21 protein-coding genes and 2 tRNA genes are annotated in these 24707 nt (G+C 68.8%); 11 read left to right on the top strand and 12 right to left on the bottom strand.

Annotated elements, in window-relative coordinates; translation table 11 throughout:
• Positions 1-398 precede the first annotated feature (398 nt).
• The 5 genes from MLJ35_RS00615 to MLJ35_RS00595 all read left to right on the top strand — a co-directional run bounded on the left by MLJ35_RS00615 (position 399) and on the right by MLJ35_RS00595 (position 6458).
• The gene (locus MLJ35_RS00615; protein ID WP_243382129.1) at positions 399-1433 is read left to right on the top strand and encodes a glucokinase; all 1035 of its coding nucleotides are present in this window, start codon (positions 399-401) and stop codon (positions 1431-1433) included.
• A 71-nt stretch (positions 1434-1504) separates the two neighbouring features.
• Positions 1505-2473, top strand: a complete 969-nt coding sequence (locus tag MLJ35_RS00610; protein ID WP_243382127.1) for a LacI family DNA-binding transcriptional regulator — start codon at positions 1505-1507, stop codon at positions 2471-2473.
• A 115-nt stretch (positions 2474-2588) separates the two neighbouring features.
• Complete coding sequence (locus MLJ35_RS00605) at positions 2589-3491, top strand: DUF4097 family beta strand repeat-containing protein (RefSeq protein ID WP_243382125.1); 903 nt, start codon at positions 2589-2591, stop codon at positions 3489-3491.
• Positions 3492-3504: 13 nt separating this feature from the next.
• Positions 3505-5184 (top strand): M16 family metallopeptidase, encoded by a 1680-nt coding sequence (locus tag MLJ35_RS00600; RefSeq protein ID WP_243382123.1) that lies wholly within the window; start codon positions 3505-3507, stop codon positions 5182-5184.
• Positions 5181-6458, top strand: a complete 1278-nt coding sequence (locus MLJ35_RS00595) for a M16 family metallopeptidase (RefSeq protein WP_243382120.1) — start codon at positions 5181-5183, stop codon at positions 6456-6458. Before MLJ35_RS00600 ends, MLJ35_RS00595 begins: the two co-directional genes overlap by 4 nt.
• Here the strand turns inward: MLJ35_RS00595 and MLJ35_RS00590 are convergent, their stop codons facing one another.
• Together MLJ35_RS00590 and MLJ35_RS00585 are read right to left on the bottom strand one after the other, a co-directional pair.
• Positions 6459-7337, bottom strand: a complete 879-nt coding sequence (locus MLJ35_RS00590; protein WP_243382118.1) for a phosphoribosylaminoimidazolesuccinocarboxamide synthase — start codon at positions 7335-7337, stop codon at positions 6459-6461.
• Positions 7338-7416: 79 nt separating this feature from the next.
• Positions 7417-8460: a tetratricopeptide repeat protein gene (locus MLJ35_RS00585; protein ID WP_243382116.1), complete on the bottom strand. Its 1044-nt coding sequence runs from the start codon at positions 8458-8460 to the stop codon at positions 7417-7419.
• A 92-nt stretch (positions 8461-8552) separates the two neighbouring features.
• On the opposite strand from MLJ35_RS00585, the gene MLJ35_RS00580 reads away from it, so the two are divergent.
• Both MLJ35_RS00580 and MLJ35_RS00575 read left to right on the top strand, forming a co-directional pair.
• Complete coding sequence (locus MLJ35_RS00580) at positions 8553-9149, top strand: hypothetical protein (protein ID WP_243319618.1); 597 nt, start codon at positions 8553-8555, stop codon at positions 9147-9149.
• 78 nt (positions 9150-9227) lie between these two features.
• Complete coding sequence (locus MLJ35_RS00575) at positions 9228-9989, top strand: MBL fold metallo-hydrolase (protein WP_243382114.1); 762 nt, start codon at positions 9228-9230, stop codon at positions 9987-9989.
• A gap of 7 nt (positions 9990-9996) precedes the next feature.
• Here MLJ35_RS00575 and MLJ35_RS00570 read toward each other — a convergent pair whose 3' ends face one another.
• From MLJ35_RS00570 to MLJ35_RS00535, 8 genes are all read right to left on the bottom strand, one after another.
• On the bottom strand, positions 9997-10356 hold the full coding sequence (locus MLJ35_RS00570) for an Hpt domain-containing protein (RefSeq protein WP_243382112.1): 360 nt from the start codon (positions 10354-10356) through the stop codon (positions 9997-9999).
• Between the two features lie 94 nt (positions 10357-10450).
• Positions 10451-10873 (bottom strand): ATP synthase F1 subunit epsilon, encoded by a 423-nt coding sequence (atpC, locus tag MLJ35_RS00565; RefSeq protein WP_243319612.1) that lies wholly within the window; start codon positions 10871-10873, stop codon positions 10451-10453.
• 115 nt (positions 10874-10988) lie between these two features.
• Positions 10989-12410 carry a F0F1 ATP synthase subunit beta gene (atpD, locus tag MLJ35_RS00560; protein WP_243382110.1) on the bottom strand — a complete coding sequence of 474 codons (1422 nt, stop codon included), beginning with the start codon at positions 12408-12410 and terminating at the stop codon, positions 10989-10991.
• Positions 12411-12547: 137 nt separating this feature from the next.
• On the bottom strand, positions 12548-13429 hold the full coding sequence (gene atpG, locus MLJ35_RS00555) for an ATP synthase F1 subunit gamma (protein ID WP_243319608.1): 882 nt from the start codon (positions 13427-13429) through the stop codon (positions 12548-12550).
• Positions 13430-13433: 4 nt separating this feature from the next.
• Positions 13434-15002, bottom strand: coding sequence for a F0F1 ATP synthase subunit alpha (gene atpA / locus MLJ35_RS00550; RefSeq protein ID WP_243382108.1), 1569 nt, complete (start codon positions 15000-15002; stop codon positions 13434-13436).
• Between the two features lie 52 nt (positions 15003-15054).
• Complete coding sequence (gene atpH / locus MLJ35_RS00545) at positions 15055-15597, bottom strand: ATP synthase F1 subunit delta (RefSeq protein WP_243382106.1); 543 nt, start codon at positions 15595-15597, stop codon at positions 15055-15057.
• Positions 15594-16373 carry an ATP synthase F0 subunit B gene (locus MLJ35_RS00540; protein WP_243382104.1) on the bottom strand — a complete coding sequence of 260 codons (780 nt, stop codon included), beginning with the start codon at positions 16371-16373 and terminating at the stop codon, positions 15594-15596. Before MLJ35_RS00540 ends, atpH begins: the two co-directional genes overlap by 4 nt.
• 2 nt (positions 16374-16375) lie before the next feature.
• Positions 16376-16888 carry a F0F1 ATP synthase subunit B family protein gene (locus tag MLJ35_RS00535; protein ID WP_243317598.1) on the bottom strand — a complete coding sequence of 171 codons (513 nt, stop codon included), beginning with the start codon at positions 16886-16888 and terminating at the stop codon, positions 16376-16378.
• A gap of 195 nt (positions 16889-17083) precedes the next feature.
• On the opposite strand from MLJ35_RS00535, the gene MLJ35_RS00530 reads away from it, so the two are divergent.
• Together MLJ35_RS00530 and MLJ35_RS00525 are read left to right on the top strand one after the other, a co-directional pair.
• Positions 17084-17159: transfer RNA gene (locus tag MLJ35_RS00530), tRNA-Val, on the top strand.
• A gap of 22 nt (positions 17160-17181) precedes the next feature.
• Positions 17182-17258, top strand: a tRNA-Asp gene (locus MLJ35_RS00525).
• Positions 17259-17596: 338 nt separating this feature from the next.
• Here MLJ35_RS00525 and MLJ35_RS00520 read toward each other — a convergent pair.
• Positions 17597-17941, bottom strand: coding sequence for a hypothetical protein (locus MLJ35_RS00520; protein ID WP_243319601.1), 345 nt, complete (start codon positions 17939-17941; stop codon positions 17597-17599).
• A 115-nt stretch (positions 17942-18056) separates the two neighbouring features.
• Here MLJ35_RS00520 and der point away from each other — a divergent pair, with 115 nt between their 5' ends.
• The gene (der, locus tag MLJ35_RS00515) at positions 18057-19631 is read left to right on the top strand and encodes a ribosome biogenesis GTPase Der (protein ID WP_243382102.1); all 1575 of its coding nucleotides are present in this window, start codon (positions 18057-18059) and stop codon (positions 19629-19631) included.
• Positions 19632-19918: 287 nt separating this feature from the next.
• Positions 19919-22345 (top strand): M4 family metallopeptidase, encoded by a 2427-nt coding sequence (locus MLJ35_RS00510; RefSeq protein ID WP_243382099.1) that lies wholly within the window; start codon positions 19919-19921, stop codon positions 22343-22345.
• Positions 22346-22402: 57 nt separating this feature from the next.
• Here the strand turns inward: MLJ35_RS00510 and MLJ35_RS00505 are convergent, their stop codons facing one another.
• Positions 22403-24085, bottom strand: a complete 1683-nt coding sequence (locus MLJ35_RS00505) for a DNA repair protein RecN (protein WP_243382097.1) — start codon at positions 24083-24085, stop codon at positions 22403-22405.
• Between the last annotated feature and the right edge of the window lie 622 nt (positions 24086-24707).

Raw genomic sequence — 24707 nt, 5'->3', positions numbered from 1 at the left:
GGGGCACAGGATGAATTCGTATGTAACCGGTTACAAATCGATATTCACGAGGGGCTTTTCCTGGATACCTGCGGGAAACATGGATGGGGTCAGGGGCGTGGCGTCGAGGCGTGTGTAAACGGTTACAAGGAGGTCGCAGGTATGGTCGACTGGTGTCATGGGTGTGTCAAGGAAGGAATTCAGGGGTGGGGGAACTTTTTGACGATTCGCATGCGATTCAGCATCCAGGCTCGTTTTCAGCCGCCGACGTCCGCCTGGAAGCCCTTCCGACCCGCCCGAGTCATCCCATGGGATCCGGTGGACGCCTCGCCCGGGAGGGGACAATCTGGTCCTGGCCGACCGTCATGCATGAAGGGGCGGTGCGGCCCCACGTTCGGGACCTGCTGAGGTGATGTCCAGTGAATGCAACCGTTGACAAGCTCATTCTGGTGGCGGACGTGGGGGGCACCAACCTGAGCCTGGCCCTGCTGGCGCCCGGTGAATCCGGCTATCGCCTCCACCGCAAGGAACGCTTCAGCACCCAGGACGAGCCATCCCTTCTCGGTCCCATCCGGCGGTTCCTCGCCGCCGCTCCGGCCGATCGGCCGGTCCGGGCCTGCCTGTCCGGCGCCGGCCCGGTTCTCGATCGCCGCATCCGCCTCACCAACGCCCCCTGGGACATGGACGGCGCCGAGCTGGAGCAGGCGCTGGGCATCCCGGTCCGCCTGATCAACGACTTCACGGCCCTGTCCTGCGGCGTGCTCGAGCTGGACCTCTCGGACGCCGGCCAGGTCCTCCCGCTTCCCCACGGCGACGGCAGCCTCCCAAAGGCGGATCCCAACGGCCTCGCCCTGGTGGTGGGAGCCGGCACGGGCCTCGGCGCGGGCTTCATCGTCCGCACGCCCCAGGGCCCGCGGGCCTACCCCAGCGAAGGGGGACACATCGGCCTTCCGGTGTTCGACGAGGACTCCCTGGCCCTCTGGAGGCACCTGGCTGAAGGCCTGCCCGGCCCGCCGGGCGCCGAGCTGGCCGTCTCAGGGCAGGGCCTGGCGCGCATCCTCCGCTTCCTCCTCGACTCGGGCCGCGCGCATGGGACGGCTGGAACCACCGCCCTCCTGGACCTTCCCGCCGCGGACCAGCCCGCCGCCATCTCCGCCCGTGCCGGCTGGGATCCGGCCTGCGCCCGCACCATGGCGATGTTCGTGGACCTCTACGCCCGGGTCTGCGCCGAGCTTTGCGCCGCGTTCCTGCCCACCGGGGGACTCTTCCTCGCCGGGGGCATCGCCGCCAAGAACTCGGACCGCTTCATGGAGGGTGGGCGCTTCATGGCCCGGTTCGAGCGGAACTACCGCCCGCACATCGACACCCTCGCCCGGGAAACGCCGGTCTTCATCACCCGGGACTACGACCTGAGCCTCTACGGCGCGGCCCGCGCCCTGGACTGCCTGGATTGACGCCCGGATGACCGAACGCTATTCATGGGTGGTCCCTTCCCTTCTCCCGCGATCCTTCCCTGGCGGCCCCCATGAAGATCACCATCGGTGAGATCGCCCGCCAGGCCGGTGTTTCCACGGGCACGGTGAGCCGCGTCATCAACGGCAAGCCCACCGTGGCCGCGGAGACGCGCGAGAATGTCCTCGCCGTGATGAAGAAACTCGGCTACGAGCCGGACCCCGTGGCCCGGGAGCTGTCGCGGCGCAGCAAGCACACCCTCGGCATCTGGGTGGGCGCCGGCGAGAACCGGCTGTCCCCCTACTTCAGCGTCATCTGGCGCGCCCTGCTGCGGGAGATGCAGATGCACGCCACCCAGTTCATCGAGCTTCCGGTGGACATCACCCCCGTGCGGCGGCGGCTGGATGCGGTGCTGATGTTCCATTGCGCTGACATCGACCAGCGGCTGGCGACCCTCTGGCGGCGCGGAGTCCCGGGCGCGCTCATCGGCCACCACCCGGGCGTGTCCTGCGTGGCGCCCGACGACATCGGCGGCGGCCGCCTCGCCGCCATGCGCCTGCTCGCGCTGGGCCACCGCGACCTGCTGCACCTCACGGTGGCCGATGAGCACCAGTGGGCCGTGGACCGCGCCGCCGGCTTCACCGCCGCCCTGGCCGAGCACGGCGGCCAGTCCCTGGCCCCCGTCATCCTGCGTGGCGGGGGCTCGGTGCTGGGCGGCTACCGGCTCATGCGGGATGCCTGGCAGCAGGGCCACCGCCCGACAGGCATCTTTTGCGCGACGGACGAGATGGCCGTGGGGGCCCTGGGCGCCCTGGCAGACCTGTCCGTGGCCGTCCCCGAACAGGTCTCCGTGCTGGGCTTTGACGGCCTGGTGGACCTCTATCCTGGGCTCGCCTCCGTGGCCCAGGACATTCCCGCCATCGCCCACGAAGCTGTCGCGCTGGCCCTCGGGGCCATCGAGCGCGACGCCGTCCGGCACGTGGTAGTCCCGGTGAAGATCGTCGAGGGATCCACCCTGGGGCCCGCCCCCAGGAAAAGCTGAGGTCCGGCCGCCCCGGTCGGGACCGGGACAAGCCCTGGTGACTAAACGCCCCCGAGGCATTACCGTGAACTTCACATCCAGGCCCGCCCTGGTTCTTTCCTCCACGGAAGCCGCCATGACCGTCTCCAGCCGTTGGATCCCCCTGTTCCTGGTCGGGAGCGCCCTGCTGGCCCAGGCTCCCCCACCGCCGCCCCCGCCCCCCCCGCCGGCGCCCCCGGCTCCGATGATCGGGGTGGACGTGCCCTCAGGCTCGCGCACGGAGCAGCGCACAGAGCAGCTCGCCTACGGGTCGAAGCTCTGGGTGAAGAACCGGAACGGCGGCATCCGGGTGACCGGCTGGGACAAGGAGGAGGTTGCCCTCACCGCCCAGATCCGCGACAGCGAGAAGCGCCGGGTGGAGCTGGTGCTCCAGCGCAAGGGATCGGACCTGGACATCGAGGCGATGTTCCAGCAGCCCTCCTGGAGCTTCGGCGTCTACATCAGCCCCCGCTGCGAAATGACGCTCCAGGTGCCCCGTCGGGTCCTGGGCTATTTCCGCACCACCAACGGCACCGTGGCCGTGGAGCACCTCGAGGGCTACGCCCGCTGCGAGGCCACCAACGGCGCCATCCAGGTCGCGGACGTGCGGGGCGAGGTCCAGGCGGACACCACCAACGGCCCCATTGAGGCCCGGAACCTGGCGGCCCGGATCAAGGGCGGCACCACCAACGGACGCATCATCCTCGAGGACGTGGCCGGCGGCATCCGCCTGGAAACCACCAACGGCAGCGTCCGGGCCCGGAACCTGGACGGCTGGGGCGAAGGCATCTACCTGGAATCCACCAACGGCAGCATCGAGGTGGAGCTGGGAAAGGCCACGGGAGAACTGATGGCCGAGAACAGCAACGGCTCCATGGACGTCAAGGTCCCGGGCGCGCAGGTCATCGAGATCACCAAGCACAGCGCCCATGTGAAGGTGCCCGGCCGGACGCAGCAGATCCGGCTCGAAACCACCAACGGCAGCATCCGGGTGAAGTAGTACCCTACGGACCATGCGACGCCTGGTCCTGCCCCTTCTTGCCGTCCTCGGTCTGAGCGCCCAGGCGCCCCTCCTCGACTCCCACACGGAGGATGTGCAGGAGCGGCGCTTGGCGAACGGCGTCCGGCTCCTGGTGGTGGAGCGGCGGGCCGTGACCGCCTTCCATGCGGCCCTGGTCTTCCGGGGCGGCCGGGCGGAGGAACCCCCGCCGCTGGCCGGCGCCACCGACCTGCTGGCCCGGGCCCTCTACGGCGCCACCTGGCCCGAGGATCTGGACCCGGCCAAGGGGAGCGGTTCGCTCGACGCCCTGCTCAAGGAAGAGGAGGGCCTGCTGGAGGCTCTGCGGCTGGAGCGGCTCCGCCAGCGGAAGGCGCCCGAGTCCGCGAACCAGGCGCAGGCCCTGGGAGCCAGCCTCTGGACCCTGCACCAGGCCGTGCGGGCCCGCTATTCCACCTCGCCCCTGGCGGACCTCTACGCGGCCCGCGGCGGGCGTCAGACCGCCACCGCCGGCGCCGATGCGCTGCTGGTCCAGACCGAACTGCCCGCCTCGGACTTCGAGTTCTGGTGCCGCACCGAGGCCCAGCGGCTGACCGTCCTCCAACTCAGCCGGTTCTCCGAAGCCCGCGCCGCCCTGGCGGCGGAACTGCGGTCCCGGGGCCCCCAGGGCCTGCCGATGATCCAGGGCGCCGCCCTGCCCGGCCACCCGTACGGCCGCGACCTGGCCGACCACCTTCCCGCCCTGGAGGCCATGCGCCGCTCGGACCTCCAGACCTGGGCCCGCCGCGCCTGCCGACCGGACCAGCTCACGGTGGTGCTGGTGGGCGGCCTCAGCATGGACGCGGCTCTGCCCCTCGTGGAGCGGACCTTCGGGGCGCTGCCCGCCGGCGCGACCAGCGCCTCGACGGAGGACCCCCTCCTGCCGGAAATCCCGGCAGACCTCGGCGACCGGCGCATCCAGGCGAGCCTGGGCGGGGCCCCCGCCCTGCTGGTGAGCTGGCGCATCCCGGCGCGCCCGCACCGGGACCACCTGGCCCTGCGCATGGCCGCCCGCCTCCTGGAAGGCCCCTCGGGCCGCCTGGCCCAGCGGTTGGTGCGCCAAAAGGCCGTGGCCCAGTCCGCCGACGTGTGGATGGATGTCCCGGGAGGCCGCCTGCCCGGCCTGCTGGTGGTCCGCGCCGTGCCGTCGGAAGGGCACAGCCTCGCGGAATTGGAAGGCGCCCTGCACACGGAGATCCTGCGGCTCCAGCAGGAGCCCATCCCCACGGACGAGTGGCAGCGCGCCTTGACCCAGATCGACGTGGAGCAGCTCCGGATCCAGGATGAGCCCGGAGCCCTCGCCTCGACCCTGGCTCGAGCCTGGGCGGAGGCCGGGGACTGGCGGCAGGCGGAACAGGAGGTCCAGCGCCTGCGGAACCTGGGGCCGGAGGCCGTCCAGCTGGCCACCCGGACCTGGCTGAACCCGAGCCACCGGACGACCCTCTGGCTGCAGTCGGGCACGGACGAGAGCCAGGATCCCCTGGAGGCAGAGACAGCGCGGGTGCTGAAAGCCCTCGCGGCCACCCGCATCGAGGATCTGGCCCAGCGGGAGCGCCTGGTCTCGGAGGGGCTCCGCCAGCTCCGCATGCTCAGCCTCGACGAGCGCCGCCGGACCCTCAAGCTCCTGGAAGCCCAGCTCACACCGGAGAAGCGATGAGACCCCTGGCGGCCCTGGCCGCGATCATCCTCACCCTCCCGGGGCAGGCCCAGACCTCGATCCGGCCCCAGGCCTTCAGCCTGCCCAACGGAATGCGGGTGGTCCTCCTGGAGGATCACGAGCGCCCCCTGGTCCGGGCCCGCCTGAACGTGCTCCTGAGCCGCGACCTGGAGACGGTCCACCCGGGCCTGGCGGCCCTAGCCCTGCGTGTCCTGGGGCATTCGGACGCCGGCGCCTTCAGCCTCGACGAGTTCGAGCAGCTCCTGGCCGGGGCCGGCATCGAGCTGGTTCCCGCCCTCCGGGCGGACGGCCTCTCCTGGAGCCTCCTGGCCCGGAGCCGGGATCAGGATCTGGCCTTGGGCCTGCTGGCGGATCGCGCCTTCCGCTCGGTGGCCACCTCCCTCACCCTCGAGACCGACCGCCTCGCCAGCTGGCGCGAGACGGAGCGCCTGGAAGCCTCCCCAAGGGCCAAGCTGCGCCTGCTGCTGGAGCCGGACTGGACCCTCCAGATCCCCACACTCGATCACCTGTCCGCCATCAACCACCCGGACCTGCTGGCCTTCTACGCCCGCGCGCTGAGACCCGACCGGGCGGTGCTGGTCCTCCAGGGCGACCTCGGCCTGGAGCAGGCCAAGCGCCTCGTGCTCCTCAGCTTCGGCACGTGGACCGTCCAGGCGCAGCCGCCGGTTCCCGCCACCACCGAGGCCGCCGCCCAGGCTACCGTCCAACCCGCCGCCTCCTCGGCACCCGCCGCCGCATCGGCCCCGGCTCCCGCGACCCCGCAGGCCCCCCGGATCCTGGTCCGGAGCCCTCGACCCGCTCTCCTGGCCATGGCCGTGGCGGCCCAGCCGGAGGACCTGGATCCTGAATCGGCGGCGCTTCTCGCTCTGCTTCTCCCCGGAGACCCGGCCCTGGCTCCCGCGCAGCTCCGATTGGAAGGTCTGGATCTGGTGGGCGAGCTGGAGGCGGATCCCTCCGGATCCGCGGCCAGCGCTGAAACTTCGATGGTGGAACGCCTCCAGGCCATCCGTCAGCGCGGCTTCACCGAGACGGATCTCCGCCGCGCCCAGGCCGCCTGGTCCGAAAGCCGCGCCCTCATCACCCTCCACCCGGAAGCCCAGGTCCGCGAAGCCCTGGCCGAGGCGCGGGGGCGGTCGGTCTCCCCCACGCGCCTGGATGCGCTCACGTTGGAGACCCTGAACCAAGGGCTCCGCCGGTGGCTGGACCCGGCCCGTATGCGGACCGGAGTCCTCGCCGGCCCCGTCGGCCCCTGATCAGACCTGCACGCCGAACCGTCCGGCCAGGTCCAGGTACCGGGCCCGGATCCCTTCGATGATGGCCTCCGGCAGATGCGGTGCCGGCGGCTGCTTGTCCCAGCTGTCGAGAGTCTCGAGGTAGTCGCGGAGGAACTGTTTGTCCAGGCTGGGTGGGTTCTTCCCTGGCGCCCAGGTATCCGCCAGCCAGTAGCGGCTGCTGTCCGGCGTGAGGGCTTCATCAATGAGGATCAGCTCGCCGGCGTCGCTGAGGCCGAACTCGAATTTCGTGTCTGCCAGCAGGATGCCCTTCTGGGCCGCCAGCTCCGCGCCGCGCCGGTAGAGGGCCAGGCTCAGGTCCCGCAGCCGCCCCGCCAGATCCGCGCCCACGATCTCCGCCATGCGCTCGAAGCTGATGTTCTCGTCGTGCCCCTCCTCCTCCTTGGTGGCGGGGGTGAAGATGGGCTCGGGCAGGCGATCCGCCAGGCGCAGGCCCGCCGGCAGCGGCACGCCGCAGACGGACTGGCCGCTCTGGTATTCCTTCCAGCCGCTCCCCGCCAGGTAGCCACGCACCACGCACTCCACGGGCATGGGCCGGGTCTTCTCCACCACCACGGCGCGGCCGGCCAGGGCCTCGCGGTAGGGTTCCAGCGCCGCCGGCCACGCGGGATTGCCGCGGAAGTGGTTGGGCACCAGATCCTCGGTGGCCTCGAACCAGTAGGCCGCCACCGCCGTGAGGATGCGCCCCTTGTCCGGGATGCCCTCGGGCATCACGCAGTCGAAGGCGCTGATGCGGTCCGTGGCCACGATGAGCAGCTGCTTGCCCAGGTCATACACATCCCGGACCTTGCCCCGGCGGAAGACGGGGAAGGGAAGGTCGGTGCTCAACACGACGGCCATGAAGCCTCCAGAGTCGAAACATCCATCCTAACGGCCGGCCGTCACCGGTCCGTCACTGATCGCTGACAGCTGACAGCTCCTATACCAGATCCGGCAGCCGCCGGGGCGTGGGGGCCGACCAGTTGAGGCCTCCGGGCAGCAGGGCGTAGCGGTTCATCACGCCCACCCACCGGGCCAGCTCTGATTCGCGCACGCTGCCCTCGGGCCCCGTGAGGGGCAGGCCCAGGAACTGGAGGAAGTCCTGGATCTCGGCGCCGGAGACGCCGAGGAGGGGCGGCAGCGCGTCCAGGGGATGGACCCGGTCCCCGGCCGGGGGCTCCAGCAGCCGGTAGTCGAAGGTCTCCCGCAGCACCGAAGCCGTGGCGGCGGGATCCAGCTCCTGGGCCGCGTCCAGGTGCGGGAACGGGTTTCCCCCCAGCATCCCCAGGGCCTGGGCCATGCCGAGGTGGCCCAGCAGGTGGACCGGCTGGGCCTTCAGGACAGCCTCGAAGGCAGCCCGGGCCTCCCGCGCGCGACCCAGGCGCAGGTGCGCCTCGCCCAGGCGCAGCTGCGCCTCCAGGCGCCCGGGCTCGGCCTTGACCCACCGCTCGGCGACGGCGGCCATCTCCTCGGCCATGCCCTGGTCGCGGAAGAAGGTGGTCAGGTAGGCGAGGCTGGCGACATCCTTGGGCGCGAGGAGCAGCAGGCGATCCAGAACTTCGGCGGCCCGGAGGGCCTGGCCTTCCTGGTCCAGGCGGTTCGCCCAGTCCCGCAGAATCTCCACCTGGCGGGCCACGGGATGGTTCGGTGTGGAGCGCGCGGCCTCGGCCGGGTGGAGCAGCTGGGTCCTGACCCACAGGTAGCGCAGGGGGTTGCGCCCCTCGGGGCCGGGCAGTTCCTCCTCGATGGCGTGGATGACGGTCTTGAGGCCGTGTTCCCAGAGGGGCGGCACCGGCATCTGCACGTGCGTCCGGAGCTGGCGGCTCAGGGGGTCCAGCGCGTTGCCGGCCCTGCCCAGGTGCAGGTGCAGGCGGATCAGGTCCATGCCCGGCTCCGGCCCCGCCTGGAAGGCCACCCGCAGGGCGAGCTCGCCCGTATCGGGGTCGAAGCCGTCCAGGATCAGGAAGCGAAGGTGGGCCCGCATGACCAGAGGTTAGCAAGATGCCGGGACCGGCGGAGGTTGACCACAGCCTCCGGAGGCCCGATGATGCCATATCTGCCGGATTGGGGGACCCTATGCGCAGGCAACTGCTATCACTCGCGGCGCTCGCCGCCATGACCGCCCTCCCAGCCTCCGCCGGCGAGGTCGGCGTGCTGCTGGACAAGCAGGTGGGCAAGGCCCAGGCTGCTTCCTTCGGCACGGGCCAGAAATACGATGCCGTGAGCCCCACGGGCTTCGCCATCCGCGGCGGCTTCGACGTCGTGGACCTGAAGGTGGCCGCCCTCCAGCTGAACGCCACCTGGCACAACAAGACCACCGGCGATCTGACCTACGGCGGCACCAAATACGGAGAGCTGGAGAACCAGTACTGGGCCGTGGGCGCCATGGTGAATTGGAAGCTCCTGGTGAACGTGGGCGCCGGCGTGGAATACCGCTCCGAGAGCCTCACCTTCCGCCCCACCGCGGGCGCCAGCACGGACAGCACCCTGGGCCGCCCCTGGGCCCGCGTGAACGTCGGCTTCAGCATCCCGACCCCCCTCGTGAGCCCCTTCTTCACGCTCGAAGTGGCCGCGCCCCTCACCAAGAAGGACACCACGGCCACCTACAAGGACCTGAGCGAGGCCCTCGCTCCGCAGGTGCAGATCGGCATCTACGGCGGCATCCGCTTCTAGCGGTCGGTCCCCGCGACGAAAAAGGGGCGCCTCCGGCGCCCCTTTTTCGTATGATGAGTCCACTTACACCGAGGAACGATGGAACTCAGAGTCCTGGGCTGCAGCGGCGGAGAGGTCGAAGGTGAGCGGCTCACGGGCCTGCTCGTCAACGGCTGCGTGGCCATCGATGCCGGCTCGCTGACGGCGGCTCTCACGGTGGCTGAGCAGGTGGCCATCCAGCATGTGTTCCTCAGCCACTCGCACCTGGACCACATCTGCACCCTGCCCTTCTTCACCAAGAACATCTTCGGGCACACCCACGAGGCCGTGGAGATCCATGCCCTGCCCGAGACCCTCGACGTGCTCCGGCGCCACCTCTTCAACGACGAGCTGTGGCCCGACTTCAGCGTGATCCCCAGCCCCAACGATCCCACCATCCGCTACACGGAGATCGAGCCCGAGCACACCTACCGCGTCTGCGGCCTCGCCATCACACCCATCCGCGTGAACCACCTGGTTCCCTGCGTCGGCTACAAGGTCGACGACGGGAAGGACGCCTTCATCTTCACCAGCGACACCGCGGGAACGGATCGCATCTGGGCGGAAGCCAACGCCACGCCCAACCTGCGCCTGGTCATCACGGAAGCCAGCTTCCCCAACGAACAGGCCGGGCTCGCCGAGGCCTCCAAGCACCTGACCCCCGCCATGCTTGGAATCGAGCTCCGGAAGCTCACCCGGGACGTGCCCGTGAGGATCTACCACCTCACCCCCGGTGACAAGGCCACCATGCTGCCTCAGATCCAGTCCCTGGGCGACCGCCGGGTCAGCCTGCTGGCCCAGGACGAACGGCTGGTCTGGTAGGGGACGGTCAGGCCTCCGGAAAGGCCGCCCGGATCGCGGCCAGGGCTTCCCCGTAGGCGGCGGGGAACGCCTCCAGGAGGTGGCGCGCGGCCTCCCACTCGCCGGCGCGGAGGTGCTCCTCCATCCGGTGGCCCAGGTCGGCGAAGCGCTGGAGCCCCATGGTCCCCAGGGCCCCCTTCAATTGGTGAGCCTCCGGTATCGCCGCGTCACCGTCCTCGCGCTCCAGTGCCTGCCGCAGGGCGGCCATCCGCTGGGGGACATCCGCCTCCAGCAGACCGATCAGCTCCGTCACCAAGCCCGGTTCCGCCCCCATCTCCAGGAGGGCGTGGAGAGGACGGGGGTCGAGGATGGGCAGAAGATCCGGCAAGGCGGCTCCGACAGGAAGACTTCACCCGCCCTCATCGGCCCCGGGCACCGGGTCCATGAGAACGGGTGGAAGACGTCGGGGGGAGAGGAGCCGATCAGAATCCGTGGCCGGCCGGGTGGCCCGCGGCCTGGAGGCGGATGAGGCTGGCGTCGAGGGCGGCCTGGGCGGAGGCCAGGTCATGCTCGGTCTGGGCCTCCTTGAGGAGCTTCAGCGCGTGCTGGCGGTCCGCCTCGACGCGCTCCAGATCGATCATGTCCACCGTCTCGCTTTCGCGGGCCAGGATGGTGACGCGATCGGGGCCGACTTCCGCGAAGCCCCCGAACACCGTCAGCCAGTGCTTCTGGCCATCCTGCACGTAGTAGAGCAGGCCGTCGCCCACCGCGGTCATCAGGGGCGTGTGGCCCGGCAAAATGCCGTAGTAGCCGCGGGTGGCCGTGGGGAACTGAACCTCCGCCACGTCGGCCGAAAAGACGGGACGTTCCGGGGTCACGACTTCAAGCTTGATGGATTGGGACATGATTGCCTCTCGGGATCCGTGGCCATCTTCTCGGAATCCGCTTCGCGGATTGCCGAGACATCAAAGGTGGATGCCTCGGCGTACCGTTCCATGACTTTTCAACCTGGCTGGGGAGTTAAACCGCCGCCAATTTCTCAGCCTTCTCGACGGCTTCCTCGATGGTGCCGACAAGGTAGAAGGCCTGCTCGGGCAGGTGGTCCCACTTGCCGTCGCAGATCTCGCTGAAGCCCTTGATGCTGTCCTCCAGCTTCACGTACTTGCCCTGCATGCCCGTGAACTGTTCGGCCACGTGGAAGGGCTGGCTGAGGAAGCGCTGGATCTTGCGGGCGCGTGCCACGACGAGCTTGTCGTCGTCGGAGAGCTCGTCCATGCCCAGGATGGCGATGATGTCCTGCAGCTCCTTGTACTTCTGCAGGATCGCCTTCACGCGCATGGCGGTGTTGTAGTGCAGGTCGCCCAGGACGCGGGGATCCAGCAGGCGGCTGGTGGAGGCCAGGGGATCCACGGCGGGGTAGATGCCCAGGGCCGCGATCTCGCGGGAGAGGTTCGTGGTGGCGTCCAGGTGGGCGAAGGTCGTGGCGGGCGCGGGATCCGTGTAGTCGTCCGCGGGCACGTACACGGCCTGCACGGAGGTGATGGAGCCCTTCTTCGTGGAGGTGATGCGCTCCTGCAGCTCGCCCATCTCCGTGGCCAGCGTGGGCTGGTAGCCCACGGCGGAGGGCATGCGGCCCAGCAGCGCGGACACTTCGGCGCCGGCCTGGGTGAAGCGGAAGATGTTGTCCACGAAGAGCAGCACGTCCTTGCCTTCCACGTCGCGGAAGTACTCGGCGACGGTGAGGCCGGTCAGCGCCACGCGGGCACGGGCTCCGGGGGGTTCGGTCATCTGGCCGTAGATGAGCGCCACCTTGCTCTTCGAGATGTCGTCCTTGTTGATGACGCCGGAATCCATCATCTCGTGCCAGAGATCGTTGCCCTCACGGGTGCGCTCGCCCACGCCGGCGAACACGGAGTAGCCGCCGTGGCCCTTGGCGATGTTGTTGATGAGCTCCATGATGAGCACGGTCTTGCCCACGCCGGCGCCGCCGAAGAGGCCCGTCTTGCCGCCCTTCGCGTAGGGTTCCAGCAGGTCGATGACCTTGATGCCCGTCTCGAACATCTCGGAGGAGGTGTTCAGGTCTTCGTACTTGGGGGCTTCGCGGTGGATGGGCAGGGTCATCTTGTGGCCGATGGGGCCGCGCTCGTCCACGGGGTCGCCCACCACGTTGATGATGCGGCCCAGAGTCTCGGGACCCACGGGCACGTTGATGGCCTTGCCGGTGTCGGTCACGATCTGGCCGCGGATCATGCCTTCCGTGGGCTGCATGGAGACGCAGCGCACGCGGTTCTCGCCAAGGTGCTGCTGCACCTCCAGCGTCACCATGACGCCGGCGATTTCGGTGTGCAGCGCGTTCATGATCTCGGGCAGGTGGCTGTCGAACTCGACATCCACGGCGGGACCGACGATGGCGATCACGCGGCCTTGAAGGGTGGTTGACATGGGGACCTCGGAAAAAGAAGAACGCGAAGTTTGCGAAGAAGGCTAAGAACGCGAAGGTGACTCTGTGAAGACCATGAGCGCAGACCCGAGAATTCGCGCCCTTCGCGCTCCTCTTCGCGGTCTTCGCGTTCCAGTCATCATGCGTTGGCTCCGGACACGATCTCGATGATCTGGTTGGTGATGCTGGCCTGGCGGATCTTGTTCATGGTCAGCGTCAGCTTGGCGATCATCTCGCCGGCGTTGTTGCTGGCCTTGTCCATGGCCGCCATGCGGGCGCCGTGCTCGGAGGCGCTGCTCTCCAGGAGGTTGCGCAGCAGCTCGGTCTCCACGAAGCGGGGCAGCAGCGTCTCGAGGACCGCGTTGGGATCAGGCTCGAGCAGGTGGGGCACCTCGGCGGCCTCGCGGCTCTCGGTGCGCCGGTCCAGCTCCATGGGGAAGACCTTGAAGACCGTGGGCGTCTGCGCCACGGGGCTGTTGAAGTAGTTGTAGATGACGTAGAGCGCGTCGATCTCCCCCGCGTGATACTGGGTGGCGGCGCCTTCGGAGATCTCCGTCACCACCCGCTGGAAGCCCGCGAGGGGGATGTTCAGGTATTCCCCGGTGGCGGTCAGCTTGCGCTTGCGCGCCCACTCGGCCGCGCGCTTGCCGACCACGTCCAGGTGCACGATCTCGGCCTGGGTTTCCGTCGCGAAGGCGGTGGCGGCCTTGAGCACGTTGGCGTTGAAGCCGCCGCAGAGGCCCTTGTCCGAAGCCACGAGGACCACGCGGATGCGCTTCTCCTCGCGGGGGGCCAGGAAGGCCTGGGCGGCGGGGCCCGGCTGGATCTCGGAATCACCCTTGATGCGGCCCACGACGCGATGGACAACGTCCATCATCTTCCCGGCGTAGGGGCGCAGGGCCACGAGGCGTTCCTGGGACTTCCGCAGCTTCACGGCGGAAATCATCTTCATGGCCTTAGTGACCTGTTGGGTGTTCTTCACCGACCGGATGCGGCGGCGAATGTCCTGGAGACCGGCCATCGGACTAGGCTCCCGCGGCCTGGTTCAGGGAGGCCAGGAAGGTCTCCTTGAAGGTCGCCACCTGGGTCTTGAGCTGGGCCTTGGCATCGTCGCTCAGCACCTTGGTGTCGCGGATGCCGCGGAGAAGCTCCGGGGCGTTCACGTCGAGGTAGGCCATGAACTCGCTCTCGAACCGGCGCACCTGGGGCACCGGCAGGTCGTCCACGTAGCCATTGGTGGCGGCCCAGATGCTGACGACCTGCTTCTCCACGGACATGGGCTGGTACTGGCCCTGCTTCAGGATCTCGACGAGCCGCTGGCCGCGGTTGAGCTGGGCCAGGGTGGCCTTGTCCAGGTCGGAGCCGAACTGGGCGAAGGCCGCCAGCTCGCGGTACTGGGCCAGATCGAGCTTGATGGTGCCGGCCACGGACTTCATGGCCTTCACCTGGGCGGAACCGCCCACGCGGCTCACGGAGATGCCCACGTTCACGGCCGGGCGGACGCCCGCGTTGAAGAGGTCGCTCTCGAGGAAGATCTGGCCATCGGTGATGGAGATGACGTTGGTGGGGATGTAGGCGGACACGTCACCGGCCTGGGTCTCGATGACCGGCAGGGCGGTCAGGGAGCCGGCGCCGCGCTCGTCGCTGAGCTTGCAGGCGCGCTCCAGCAGGCGGGAGTGGAGGTAGAACACGTCGCCGGGGTAGGCCTCACGTCCGGGAGGGCGGCGCACCAGCAGGGAGATTTCGCGGTAGGCGGCGGCCTGCTTGGAGAGGTCGTCGTAGATGCAGAGCACGTGGCCGCCGGGGTTGTCCTTGCCGGCCGGCTTGCCGTCCTTGCCGTGCCACATGAAGTACTCGCCCAGCGCCGCGCCGGTCATGGGGGCCAGGAAGAGCAGCGGGGCGGCCTCGGAAGCGGAGGCGGCCACCACGATGGTGTGCTTCATGGCGTCGTACTCTTCCAGGGTCTTCACCACCTGGGCGATGGTGGAGCGCTTCTGGCCGATGGCGACGTAGATGCAGACAACGCCCGTGTCCTTCTGGTTGATGATGGTGTCCACGGCCACGGCCGTCTTGCCGGTCTGGCGGTCGCCGATGATAAGCTCGCGCTGGCCGCGGCCGATGGGGATCAGGCTGTCGATGGCCTTGAGGCCCGTCTGCATGGGCTCGTGCACGCTCTTGCGGTCCACGATGCCGGGGGCGATGCGCTCGATGGGGTTGGTCTGGACGGCCTGGATGGGGCCCTTCCCGTCGATGGGGTTGCCCAGGGCGTCGATCACGCGGCCCACGAAGGCGGGGCCCACGGGCACGGACATGATCTTGCCGGTGCGCTTGACGGTGTCGCCTTCCTTGATGGCGGCGGCATCGCCGAGCAGGATGATGCCGACGTTATCCTCCTCCAGGTTGAAGGCGAGGCCCATCACGCCGTGGGGCAGTTCCAGCAGCTCGCCGGCCATGGCCTTCTCGAGGCCGTAGGCGCGGGCAATGCCGTCGCCCACGCTGATGACGGTGCCGACTTCGGCCACGTCCACCTGGGCGTCGAAACCCTCGATCTGGCTGCGGATGATGCGGGAGATCTCTTCCGCGCGGATGTCCATGAAGTCCTCCAAAACCTGCGAGTGAATGCGAAGGGGTTGATGCCGGGGTGACTTAGGCCGAGAGCAGCTGGGTCTTGAGCTGGCGGAGCTGGCCCTGGAGCGAGGCGTCCAGGACCGTGGAGCCCACCTGCACCTTCAGGCCGCCTAGGAGGGCGGGATCCTGGTGCCAGGAGAGGCGGATGGTCTTGCCGGTGCGGGTGGCTAGCGAGGCGACGAGGGCCTTGGACTGGGCCTCGCTGAGGGGCTGGGCGCTGGCCACCTTGGCCTCGACGATGCCGGCGCGCTCGTCCACCTGCTCGGCGAAGGTGCGGTGGATGTCCGCGAGCAGGTTCAGGCGTCCCGCCTCGGCCACCACCCGGAAGAAGTGGCGCAGGGTCTGGCTCACCTTCGCGCTGGCGAGGATGGCCTCGAAGACTTCGGCCTTCTTGGCGGGCAGCACCAGGGGCGAGGCCACCAGGCGGGTGAGGTCGGCATTGGCGGCCACGGTGGCGGCCACGGTGTCCAGCTCCTGCTGGAGCTGGGGCACATTGCCCTGCTTGTCGCCGATCTGGAGGAGGGCCTTGGCGTAGCGCCGGGCGGTCAGGCGGTTGCTCACTGGATACCCCCGGTTTGCTGGGCGGCCTGCTGGCCGATCTGCTGGATGGCGCGGTCGATGGCCTTGGCGGCGTCAGGACCCGCCAGCTTGGCCTCCAGGCGCTTGGCGGCGCCTTCGACGGCCAGCTCGGCCACGAGAGCCCGCAGCTCCTGCTCGGCCTGCCGCTTCTGGAAGCCGATCTCCGCCTGGGCCTGGGCCAGGATCTGGGCGGCCTCGGCTTTCGCGGCCTCCAGCACGCGCTGCTTCTCGGCCTCGGCGTCGGTCTCGGCCTTGGCCAGAATGCCCGCCAGCTCACCTTCGAGCCCGGCCATCTTGGCCTCCATCTCCTTCATCTGGGCCGCGCCTTCGGCCTTGTCCTTCTCCGCCTGGGCGAGCATCGTTTCCAGCTCCTCCTTGCGGGACTTGAACATGGCGGAGAGGGCACCCTTCAGCAGGAAGAAGAGGGCCGCGGCGTAGATGGCGAAGTTCAGCAGCTGGACGAGGAAGGCGCCCAGGTTGCCGTACGCCTTGCCGAAGAGCGTCATGGCCGGGCCGTGGTGGGCGCCGCCATGAGCTTCATGCCCTGTAGCTTCGTGGCCGGCGGCCTCGGCTCCGTGGGCTTCTGGCGCGTGGCCCTCCGCGGGCTGGGCCTCATGCCCGGCCGCCGGGGCTTCGTGCTTCTCGGCAGCGGGAGCTTCGTGGGTGTCGTGGGCCTGGGCCGACAGCCCGAGGGGGCTGAGCGCCAGGGCCGCGGCGAGAGAGAGTCGGGTCAGCGTCTTCATGCTCAGGGTCTTCATGCTCAGGCCTGCTTCAGGAGGGTCTGGGCCATGGTCTCGGACAAGGCGTCCACCTGGGCCAGCAGGTTCTGCTTGGCTTCGGCCTGCTGGGCCTTCAGGGAAGCCACAGCGGCCTGACGCTCGGCCAGGGCCTTGGCCCGGGCCTCGTCAAGCAACTGCTGCTTGTCCTTGCCGGCGGCATCCGCCAGGGCCTTGCGTCGCTCGAAGGCCTGCGCACGGAGATCCTTCAGGCGACCCTGATAATCCTTCTGACGGGCCTCCAGCTGCGCCGCGGCCTCGGCCTTGGCGTCCCCGCCGGCGCTCAGATCCCGCTCCCGGTCGTCCATGACCTGGGTGATGGGCTTGAAGAACACCACCTTGAGGTAGATGTAGAGCACCACGAGCAGGACGATCACGAACAGGATGGCCGGCAGGTCCGGGCGCATGGGATCCGGCATCTGGGCCAGGATGCGCGCGACGGGGCCGTCCCCTTCCGGTGATCGGAGCGTCAGATTCGCCAGTTCCAGCAGCGCCACAGGCCACCCTCCAGAAACATCCCAAGGCCACGGCCGAAGGGATCGGCCAGGGTCACACCGACACCAGCGAAAGGTCCCCGGGAACCCCTGGCACGGAAGTCTGAAAACCTTACCAGATCTGGAGGAAACCCTCAATGCAGACCTTTGGCCTTGACCCTTCCTGCATCCTGTGTGAGCATCATGGTTCGGCGATTCGGGCGATTAGCTCAGTCGGTAGAGCAGCTGCCTTACACGCAGCATGTCGGCGGTTCGAGCCCGTCATCGCCCACCAGATTCATCTGGTGAAAAAGCAAGGGGTTGTAGCTCAGTCGGTTAGAGTGCCGGCCTGTCACGCCGGAGGTCGCGGGTTCGAGCCCCGTCAGCCCCGCCAGAACGAAAAAAGGGTCCCATGCGGGACCCTTTTTTCGTTCTGAAGCGCGGGGCCGACGGGGCTCGGACCCGCCCCGGCCGCGCATGCGCGGCCAGGATCCAGCGTCGAGTGGCCTTGCCCCGACAGGGCTTGATGCCCTGTCTCCGCAAGGCCGGGGGACGCAAGCCCGCAGGGCTCCGCGGACCCGCTGACTCGGGCTCCGCCCTCGCCCTTCGGGCGGCCATGACCTCCGGTCATGCCGTCCTATTCTCCTTCCGCTGCGCTTCAGTCGAATGGTCGAGCCCCGCGACTTCATGGGTCGGTGCGGAAGGGGGAGAACGGCCAACCCGATGGGCCCTCTACCTCATCTCGCTCTTGAACGCCGCGATCTCCCTCCGCAGGATCGTGGCCCGGTTCTTGGCTTCGGTCGACTTCAGCTGGGGCGTCAGGTCCGCCAGTTCCTGGTCGAGGCGATCCAAGGTCGCCAGCGGGGCCTCGATCTGGCTGGACGCATCCACCCCCAGGGCCTGGGTCCGGCCGGCCGTCTGCCACTGCTCCCTCGCCCGCTGGAACTCCTCGCCCAGGGCGATGACCTGCTGTTCCTCCTGGGAGAGGGCCACCCAGGGAAGGCGGCCCGTCATGACGTAGTAGACCCCGGTGAACAGCCCTGCCACGACCAGGAAGACCGCCAGAATCCTCTTCATGAACGCACCTCGTCGGATTTATCCTCCCCAGCTTACGGCGGAAGCGACGACGCGTCCTCATTCGTGCGCTGTCTTTTCCCGTCCAGGCCGATAGACTGAAGGGCTTGGAACAGATATGAAACTGCCCCTCGTCGCCCTCTGCGGACGCCCCAATGTGGGTAAGTCCACCCTCTTCAATCGGCTCACCCGCAGCCGGGCGGCCTTGGTCCACGACCTGCCGGGCATGACCCGGGACCGCAGCTACGGCCGCGTCACCTGCCTCGATGACGAGGGGGTGGCCGAGGAGGTCTTCGAGCTGGTGGACACCGGTGGCCTGGATTTCGAGGGTGACGACGTCATCACCCAGGGCATCACCCGCATGGCCGAAGCGGCCCTGGGCGAGGCTCATGTCGCCATCCTGCTGGTGGACGGCCACGACGGCCTCACGGCCGGGGACGAGGAGATCGCCGCGCGCCTCCGCCGCCAGGGCAAGCCCATCCTGCTGGTCATCAACAAGCTGGATGGCATGAAGGGCGGCGCCCCGGACGCCGGATTCTATGGCCTGGGCTTCGACGAAGTGCTGTCCATCTCGGCGGCCCACGGGTCCGGCGTGCCCGAGCTGCTGGAGGCCATCCGCGCCCGGCTGCCCTTCCACCGCACCCCCGAGGAAGCGGCCATCCACAACCTCTCGGACGAGCTGCGCTTCGCCCTCATCGGCCGTCCCAACGTGGGCAAGTCCTCCCTCACGAACCGCCTGCTGGGCTATGAGCGCAGCCTCGTCAGCGAGGTGGCCGGCACCACGCGGGACACGGTGGACACGGTCTTCCACGTGAAGGGGAAGGTCTACCGGATGATCGACACCGCCGGAATCCGCAAGAAGGGCAAGACCCACGAGGGCGCCGAGAAGCTCAGCATCCTCAAGGCCAAGCAGGCCATGGCCCGGGCTGATGTCAGCCTCCTGCTGCTGGACGCCGTCGAAGGCGCCACCCACCAGGACGCCGTCATCGCCGGCTACGCGCAGGAGGCCGGCGCCGCCGTCATCCTCGTGGTGAACAAGTGGGACCTGGTGGAGAAGGACACGCACACCATCTACGGCGCCGAGGAGGACCTCCGCCGCAGCCTCGGCTTCCTGCACCACGCGCCCATGATCTTCCTCTCCGCCTTGACTGGACAACGAGTGTCCAAACTCTTCGGCATGATCGACGAGCTGGCCGAAGCCCACGCACGGCGCATCCCCACGGGCGAACTGAACCGCTTCCTGCGCGAATCCGTGGCGGCCATGAGCCCCCATGCGGTGGACGGCAAGCTTCCCAAGCTCTACTTCATGACCCAGGTGGGCGTGCGACCTCCCAGCTTCGTGGTGAAGGCCAACACGGACCGGGGCCTGCACTTCAGCTACGTGCGCTACCTGGAGAACCGCCTGCGCGAGCAGTTCGGCCTGGCGGGCGTGCCCCTCCGCCTCAGCGTCCAGAAGAAGCAGAAGGGCGAGGGCGAGGAGGCCGAGGTGGCCCCCGTGCGCCGCATCCTCGATCCCGGCGAAGGACTCAAGCCCTCCCGCAGCAACGAGTCCCTCCAGGCCCAGCGGGCGGACAGGGTGAAGGCCCGGCCCAGGCCCAAGAAGAAGGAAGGCCCCCGACCGGCGGCCAAGCAGGCCCCCCGCAAGGGCACCGGCCCGAGGCGGGTCCGCCAGAAATCCACCAAGCGGCCCTAAGCTCCGGATCCGCCCCCGGGGTTCCAGAAGGGCGAGATCCCTTCAGGGCCTTTGATCAAAATGATCAAACCGGACCGATGGATTAATTATCAACCATTGGTATTAATAAATTTATATCGCATGTTTTTAAATAGAAATGATTCTCAAGAAAATTAACAAGCCTTAACTTGAGGGGTTGACGCGCGGTAGGGACTCTGGTTCCGACTTTCCGATCTTTCCCCCCCCCACCGAGCCTCCGCCCTCGCTTGTGCGAAGCGGGCAGGCCCCCCCCAAGTCAAGGAGCCCCCATGGCGATCTCCACGGGCCGTATGGCCCTGTCCTTCCTCACCGCGGCCCTCGCCGCCGGTTCCCTGAGCGCCCGCCTCCCGCAGGACACCCTGCGCGCAGAGTCCGCGTCCCAGCACCTCCTGGCCTCCCGCGCCCAGCTCGGCCTGGACGGCGACCACGCGTTCCTCCTCCGCGACGCCCACTCCGACCAGCTCGGTCAGTCGCACGCCCACTTCCAGCAGACCTACAAGGGCGTGAAGGTGTGGGGCGGCGACGTCATCACCCACACCGCCAAGAACGGCACCGAGCTTCCCCTCACGAACGCCCTGCTCAAGGGCATCCAGCTGAACGTGACGCCCTCCCTCGACACGGCGGAGGCCCTGGCCGTCGTCCAGCGAGACCTGGCCCCCAAGGGTGCCTACGCCTATGCCCCCAGCGCCGAGCTGGTGGTCTACCCCGAAACGATCGAGGTCGCCCGCCACGGCCGGACCGCCGCCGACCTGAACGCCGAGGACATGACCCGCCAGGTTGTCCGCTACACCCTGGCCTACCACGTCCATACCGAGCTCGAGAACGACCAGGATGGCATCAAGCACACCGACTACCTGGTGGACGCCCGCAACGGCGCCATCCTGAAGTCCTGGAACACCCTCCACACCACCGCGGCCACCGGCACGGGCAATAGCCAGTACAACGGCACCGTCTCCCTGCCCACGAACTACACCGGCAGCACCTATGAGCTGCGGGACATGACCCGCGGCAGCGGCGGCTCCTTCGGCAACAACGTGGTCACCAACATGGCCCACGCCGCCACCACCTCCACCGCCACCGGCACGCTCTACACCGACGCGGACAACACCTGGGGCGACGGCGCCAACTACGTGGAAGGCTCCTCCACCACCGCCGCCAACGGCGAGACCGCGGCTGTGGACGCCATGTTCGGCATGATCAAGAGCTGGGACTTCTACAAAAACGTCTTCGGCCGCAATGGCATCGACGGCGCCGGCACCGCCACCTACAGCCGCGTCCACATCAGCAACAGCTACGACAACGCCTTCTGGTCCGACAGCTGCTTCTGCATGACCTACGGCGACGGCTCCAGTTTCACGACGCTGACTGCCCTGGACGTGGCCGGCCACGAGATGAGCCACGGCGTCTGCGCCCGCACCGCCAACCTCACCTACTCCGGCGAGTCGGGCGGCCTGAACGAGTCCAACTCGGACATCTTCGGCACCATGATCGAGTTCTACGCCCGCGGCGGGTCGGGTTCCACCATCGGCAGCACCGGCGGCAACTGGACCATCGGCGAGCAGCTGGCCACCAACCCCCTGCGTTGGATGTACAAGCCCAGCCTGGACGGCTCCAGCCCCGACGCCTGGTCCTCCACCATCGGCAACCTGGACGTGCACTACTCCAGCGGTCCCATGAACCGATGCTTCTACTTCCTGAGCCAGGGCGCCACCACCAGCGGCAACACCAGCACCACTTACCTGCCCAGCGGCATGACCGGCATCGGCAACGACAAGGCCGCGGCCATCTGGTTCCGCGCGCTGACGGTCTACATGACCTCCAGCACCAACTACGCCGGGGCCCGCACGGCCGCCATCAGCGCCGCCAAGGACCTCTACGGCGCCGGTGGGGTCGAGGAGCAGGCCGTGTGGAACGCCTTCCACGGCATCAACGTGGGTGCCGCCTGGACCAGCGGTTCTTCTGACACCACCGCCCCCACCGTCTCCGCCTCCGAATCCGGCACCAGCGGCACCATCACCTTCTCCGCCACCGCCTCCGACAACGTGGGCGTCACCAAGGTGGAGTTCTACGTGGATGGCGCGCTGAAGGGCAGCGACACCACCAGCCCCTACAGCATGACGCTGGACAGCACCACGCTGACCAACGCCACCCACACGCTGACCGCCAAGGCCTATGACGCCGCCGGCAACGTGGGCACTAGCACCGGTGTGAGCTTCACGGTCTCCAACAGCACCTCCGGCACCGAACTGGTCCTGAACGGCGGCTTCGAGAGCGGCGCCACCAGCTGGACCCAGACCACCGGCGTCATTGGGACCTACACCGGTGAGCCCGCCCACACCGGTTCCTACGATGCCTGGATGTGCGGCTACGGCTCCGCCCACACCGACTACATCTACCAGCAGATCGCCATCCCCAGCACCGCCACCGGGACCCTGACTTTCTGGCTCCACGTCGACACGGCGGAGACCACCACCACCACCGCCTACGACACGATGAAGGTGCAGGTCCTCAACACCTCCGGCACCGTGCTGGCCACCCTGGCCACCTACTCGAACCTGAACAAGGGCACGGGCTACACCCAGAAGTCGCTGAGCCTCAGCGCCTACAAGGGCCAGACCATCCGCCTGCGCTTCTACTCCGTGGAGGACAGCAGCCTCCAGACCTCCTTCGTCGTCGACGACGTGAGCGTCAAGTAGTCGGAACGAACCACGGAAAGGGCCGCCTCCGGGCGGCCCTTTTTCATCCGCCCAGGCTCATCCTTCGAGCAGCACCTTCGCGTGCTCCAGCGCCTCCGGTCGGTCGGGATGGCCGGAGAGGAGGCGGGCCAGCTCCCGATTGCGGGTCTCGCCCGCCACCCAGCCCAGGGCGCTGCGGGTGCGGCCGCCTTCGGTCTCCTTGTGCAGGCGTCCGTGCCGATCGGCGCGAGCCGCCACCTGGGCCAGGTGCGTCACCGCCAGCACCTGATGGGCCTTCCCGAGTTCCGCCACGGCCTTGCCCACAGCCAGGGCCGTCTCGCCGCCGAGACCCGCATCCACCTCGTCCAGCACCAGGGTGAGGCCGTCCCTGACGCCCGCGCCGAGGGCGAGACCGGCCCCCACGAGCGCCAACATGAGGCGGCTCAGCTCGCCGCCGGAGGCGATCTTCGCCAGGGGGCGGAAGCCCTCGCCGGGGTTCGGCTCGATCCAGATGGCCAGGGCCGAGAAGCCCTGGGCCGCCACGCGGACGGGCCGGCCGCTCTGCTGGACGGGGCTGCCGGATTCCTCCGCCAGGACGAGCCGCAGCTGGATCCGCGCCCCCTTCATGCCCAGGCGGCCCAGCCGCTTCTGGACTTCGGCTTCCAGCTTGGGAATGGCCTCAGACCGGCGACCATGGAGTACCTCGGCCAGCTGGCGGTAAGCCTCCGCGGCCTTCGTCAGGGCCTGTTCCAGCTCCTTCACGGAGACATCGCCAGCCAGCAGGGCCCGCTGTTCGTCCTTGAGCGCCTGCTGGCGCGCGGCCAAGTCCTCGGGCTCGCAGCGATGGCGGCGGGCCAGACGCTCGTAGAGGGCGAGGCGGGCCTCCATGGCCTCGATGCGATCGGCGCCGGCCTGGGACCAGCGCAAAGCCTGGTCCTGGGCCAGGGCCAGGAGGTCCTCCAGCTCCAGGACGGCGGAGCGCAGGCGATCCTGCTCGGCGACTGCATCCGGCCAGTGCGTCACCGCACGCACCAGCGCCTTGTGGGCCAGCTCCACCTTGGGAATGCCGGCGTCAAGGGCCTCGGCGGCTTCCCGGAAGGCCTGCTCCAGGTGGACGGCATGGCGCAGGGGCTCGCGGTCGGACTTGAGCTGGGCCCACTCGCCGGGCTTCGGCGCCAGCTTCTCCAGATCCGCCAGGGCCTCCGCGAGCTGCTCCAGGCGCTGCTCGCGTTCGGCCTCGCTGCGCCGGCGGGCCTTCAGCGCGGCCTCGGCCTCACGCACCGCCGTCGCCTGCGGCTCCAGGGCGGGCTCGATTCCCAGCACCTCGTCGATGAGCGTCAGATGTCGGTCTTCGCCCAGCAGCGACTGGTGGTCGTGCTGGCTGGTGAGGCGCATCCAGAGGCGGCCGGCCTCGCGCAGGTCCGCCAGGGCGCAGCTGGCTCCGTTGATCCAGGCCCGGCTGCGGCCCGCCCCCACTTCCCGGCGCAGCACCACGGGCTGCTCCTCGGGCAGGCCACGCTCGACCAGGAAGGCCCGCCAGGCCTCGAAGCGGCCCTCCACCACGGCCTCCACCGTGGCCCGGTCCGCGCCGTGCCGCACCAGCTCCCCGTCGCCCCGGGCGCCCACCAGCAGCGAGAGCGCATCCACCAGCAGGGACTTGCCCGCTCCCGTCTCGCCCGTGAGCACCGTGAAGCCCGGCCCCCAATCGAGGGACAGGTCTTCGACCAGGGCCAGGTTCTGGATGCGAAGAGATGAGAGCATCGGATCAGTCTACCGGGGCGGCGGAAGGCATGAAGTCCGCCCGATATACCTCGGTTCCGCCCTCCAGGCTCCGCCCGCCCCCTGGATCGGGCAAGTTGTGATCAACAAGGATAATTTTGGAAGAGCCTCTTGGGTTACCCTGACGCTTTGTTTACCCGGAGGTCGTAATGATGGGCAGGCAGATGCGCCTACAGCCGATCCTGGCCATGGGCCTTGGCATTAGCCTCGCCGCGAGCCCTGGCCCCGAAGCCGGTGACCCCGGGTTCAAGTGGTTGGGTATCAGGGCCGGATCGCTCTTCTTCGATCCCCCGGAAAATGCAGGATCCCCCATCCTTCTGGGCCTCCAGGGGACCCTTGTCTTCAAGGGCGAGCGCCACGGCATCTCCCTCGACGGCTACCAGTACGAAACCAGGAGCTCGACCCTTCCAGGCGCGAAGCCCCGATACCAGGCCCTCTCGGCCAGCTTCCTGACGACCTTGTCCGAGGACCCGGCCATGGCGATGTGGCCCTACCTGGGACTGGGACTGGGAACCCTCCGATCCTCGGAGACCGACGCCCTCACCTACACCCAGACCACCACCCGCACCACGACAGTCCACGCTTCCCTGGGGTTCGTCCAGCA

This window comes from Geothrix alkalitolerans, from assembly GCF_022808885.1.
Lineage (GTDB): Bacteria > Acidobacteriota > Holophagae > Holophagales > Holophagaceae > Geothrix > Geothrix alkalitolerans.
The sequence above is the reverse complement of the archived record's forward strand: the minus strand, read 5'-3'. Positions and strand labels throughout refer to the sequence as shown.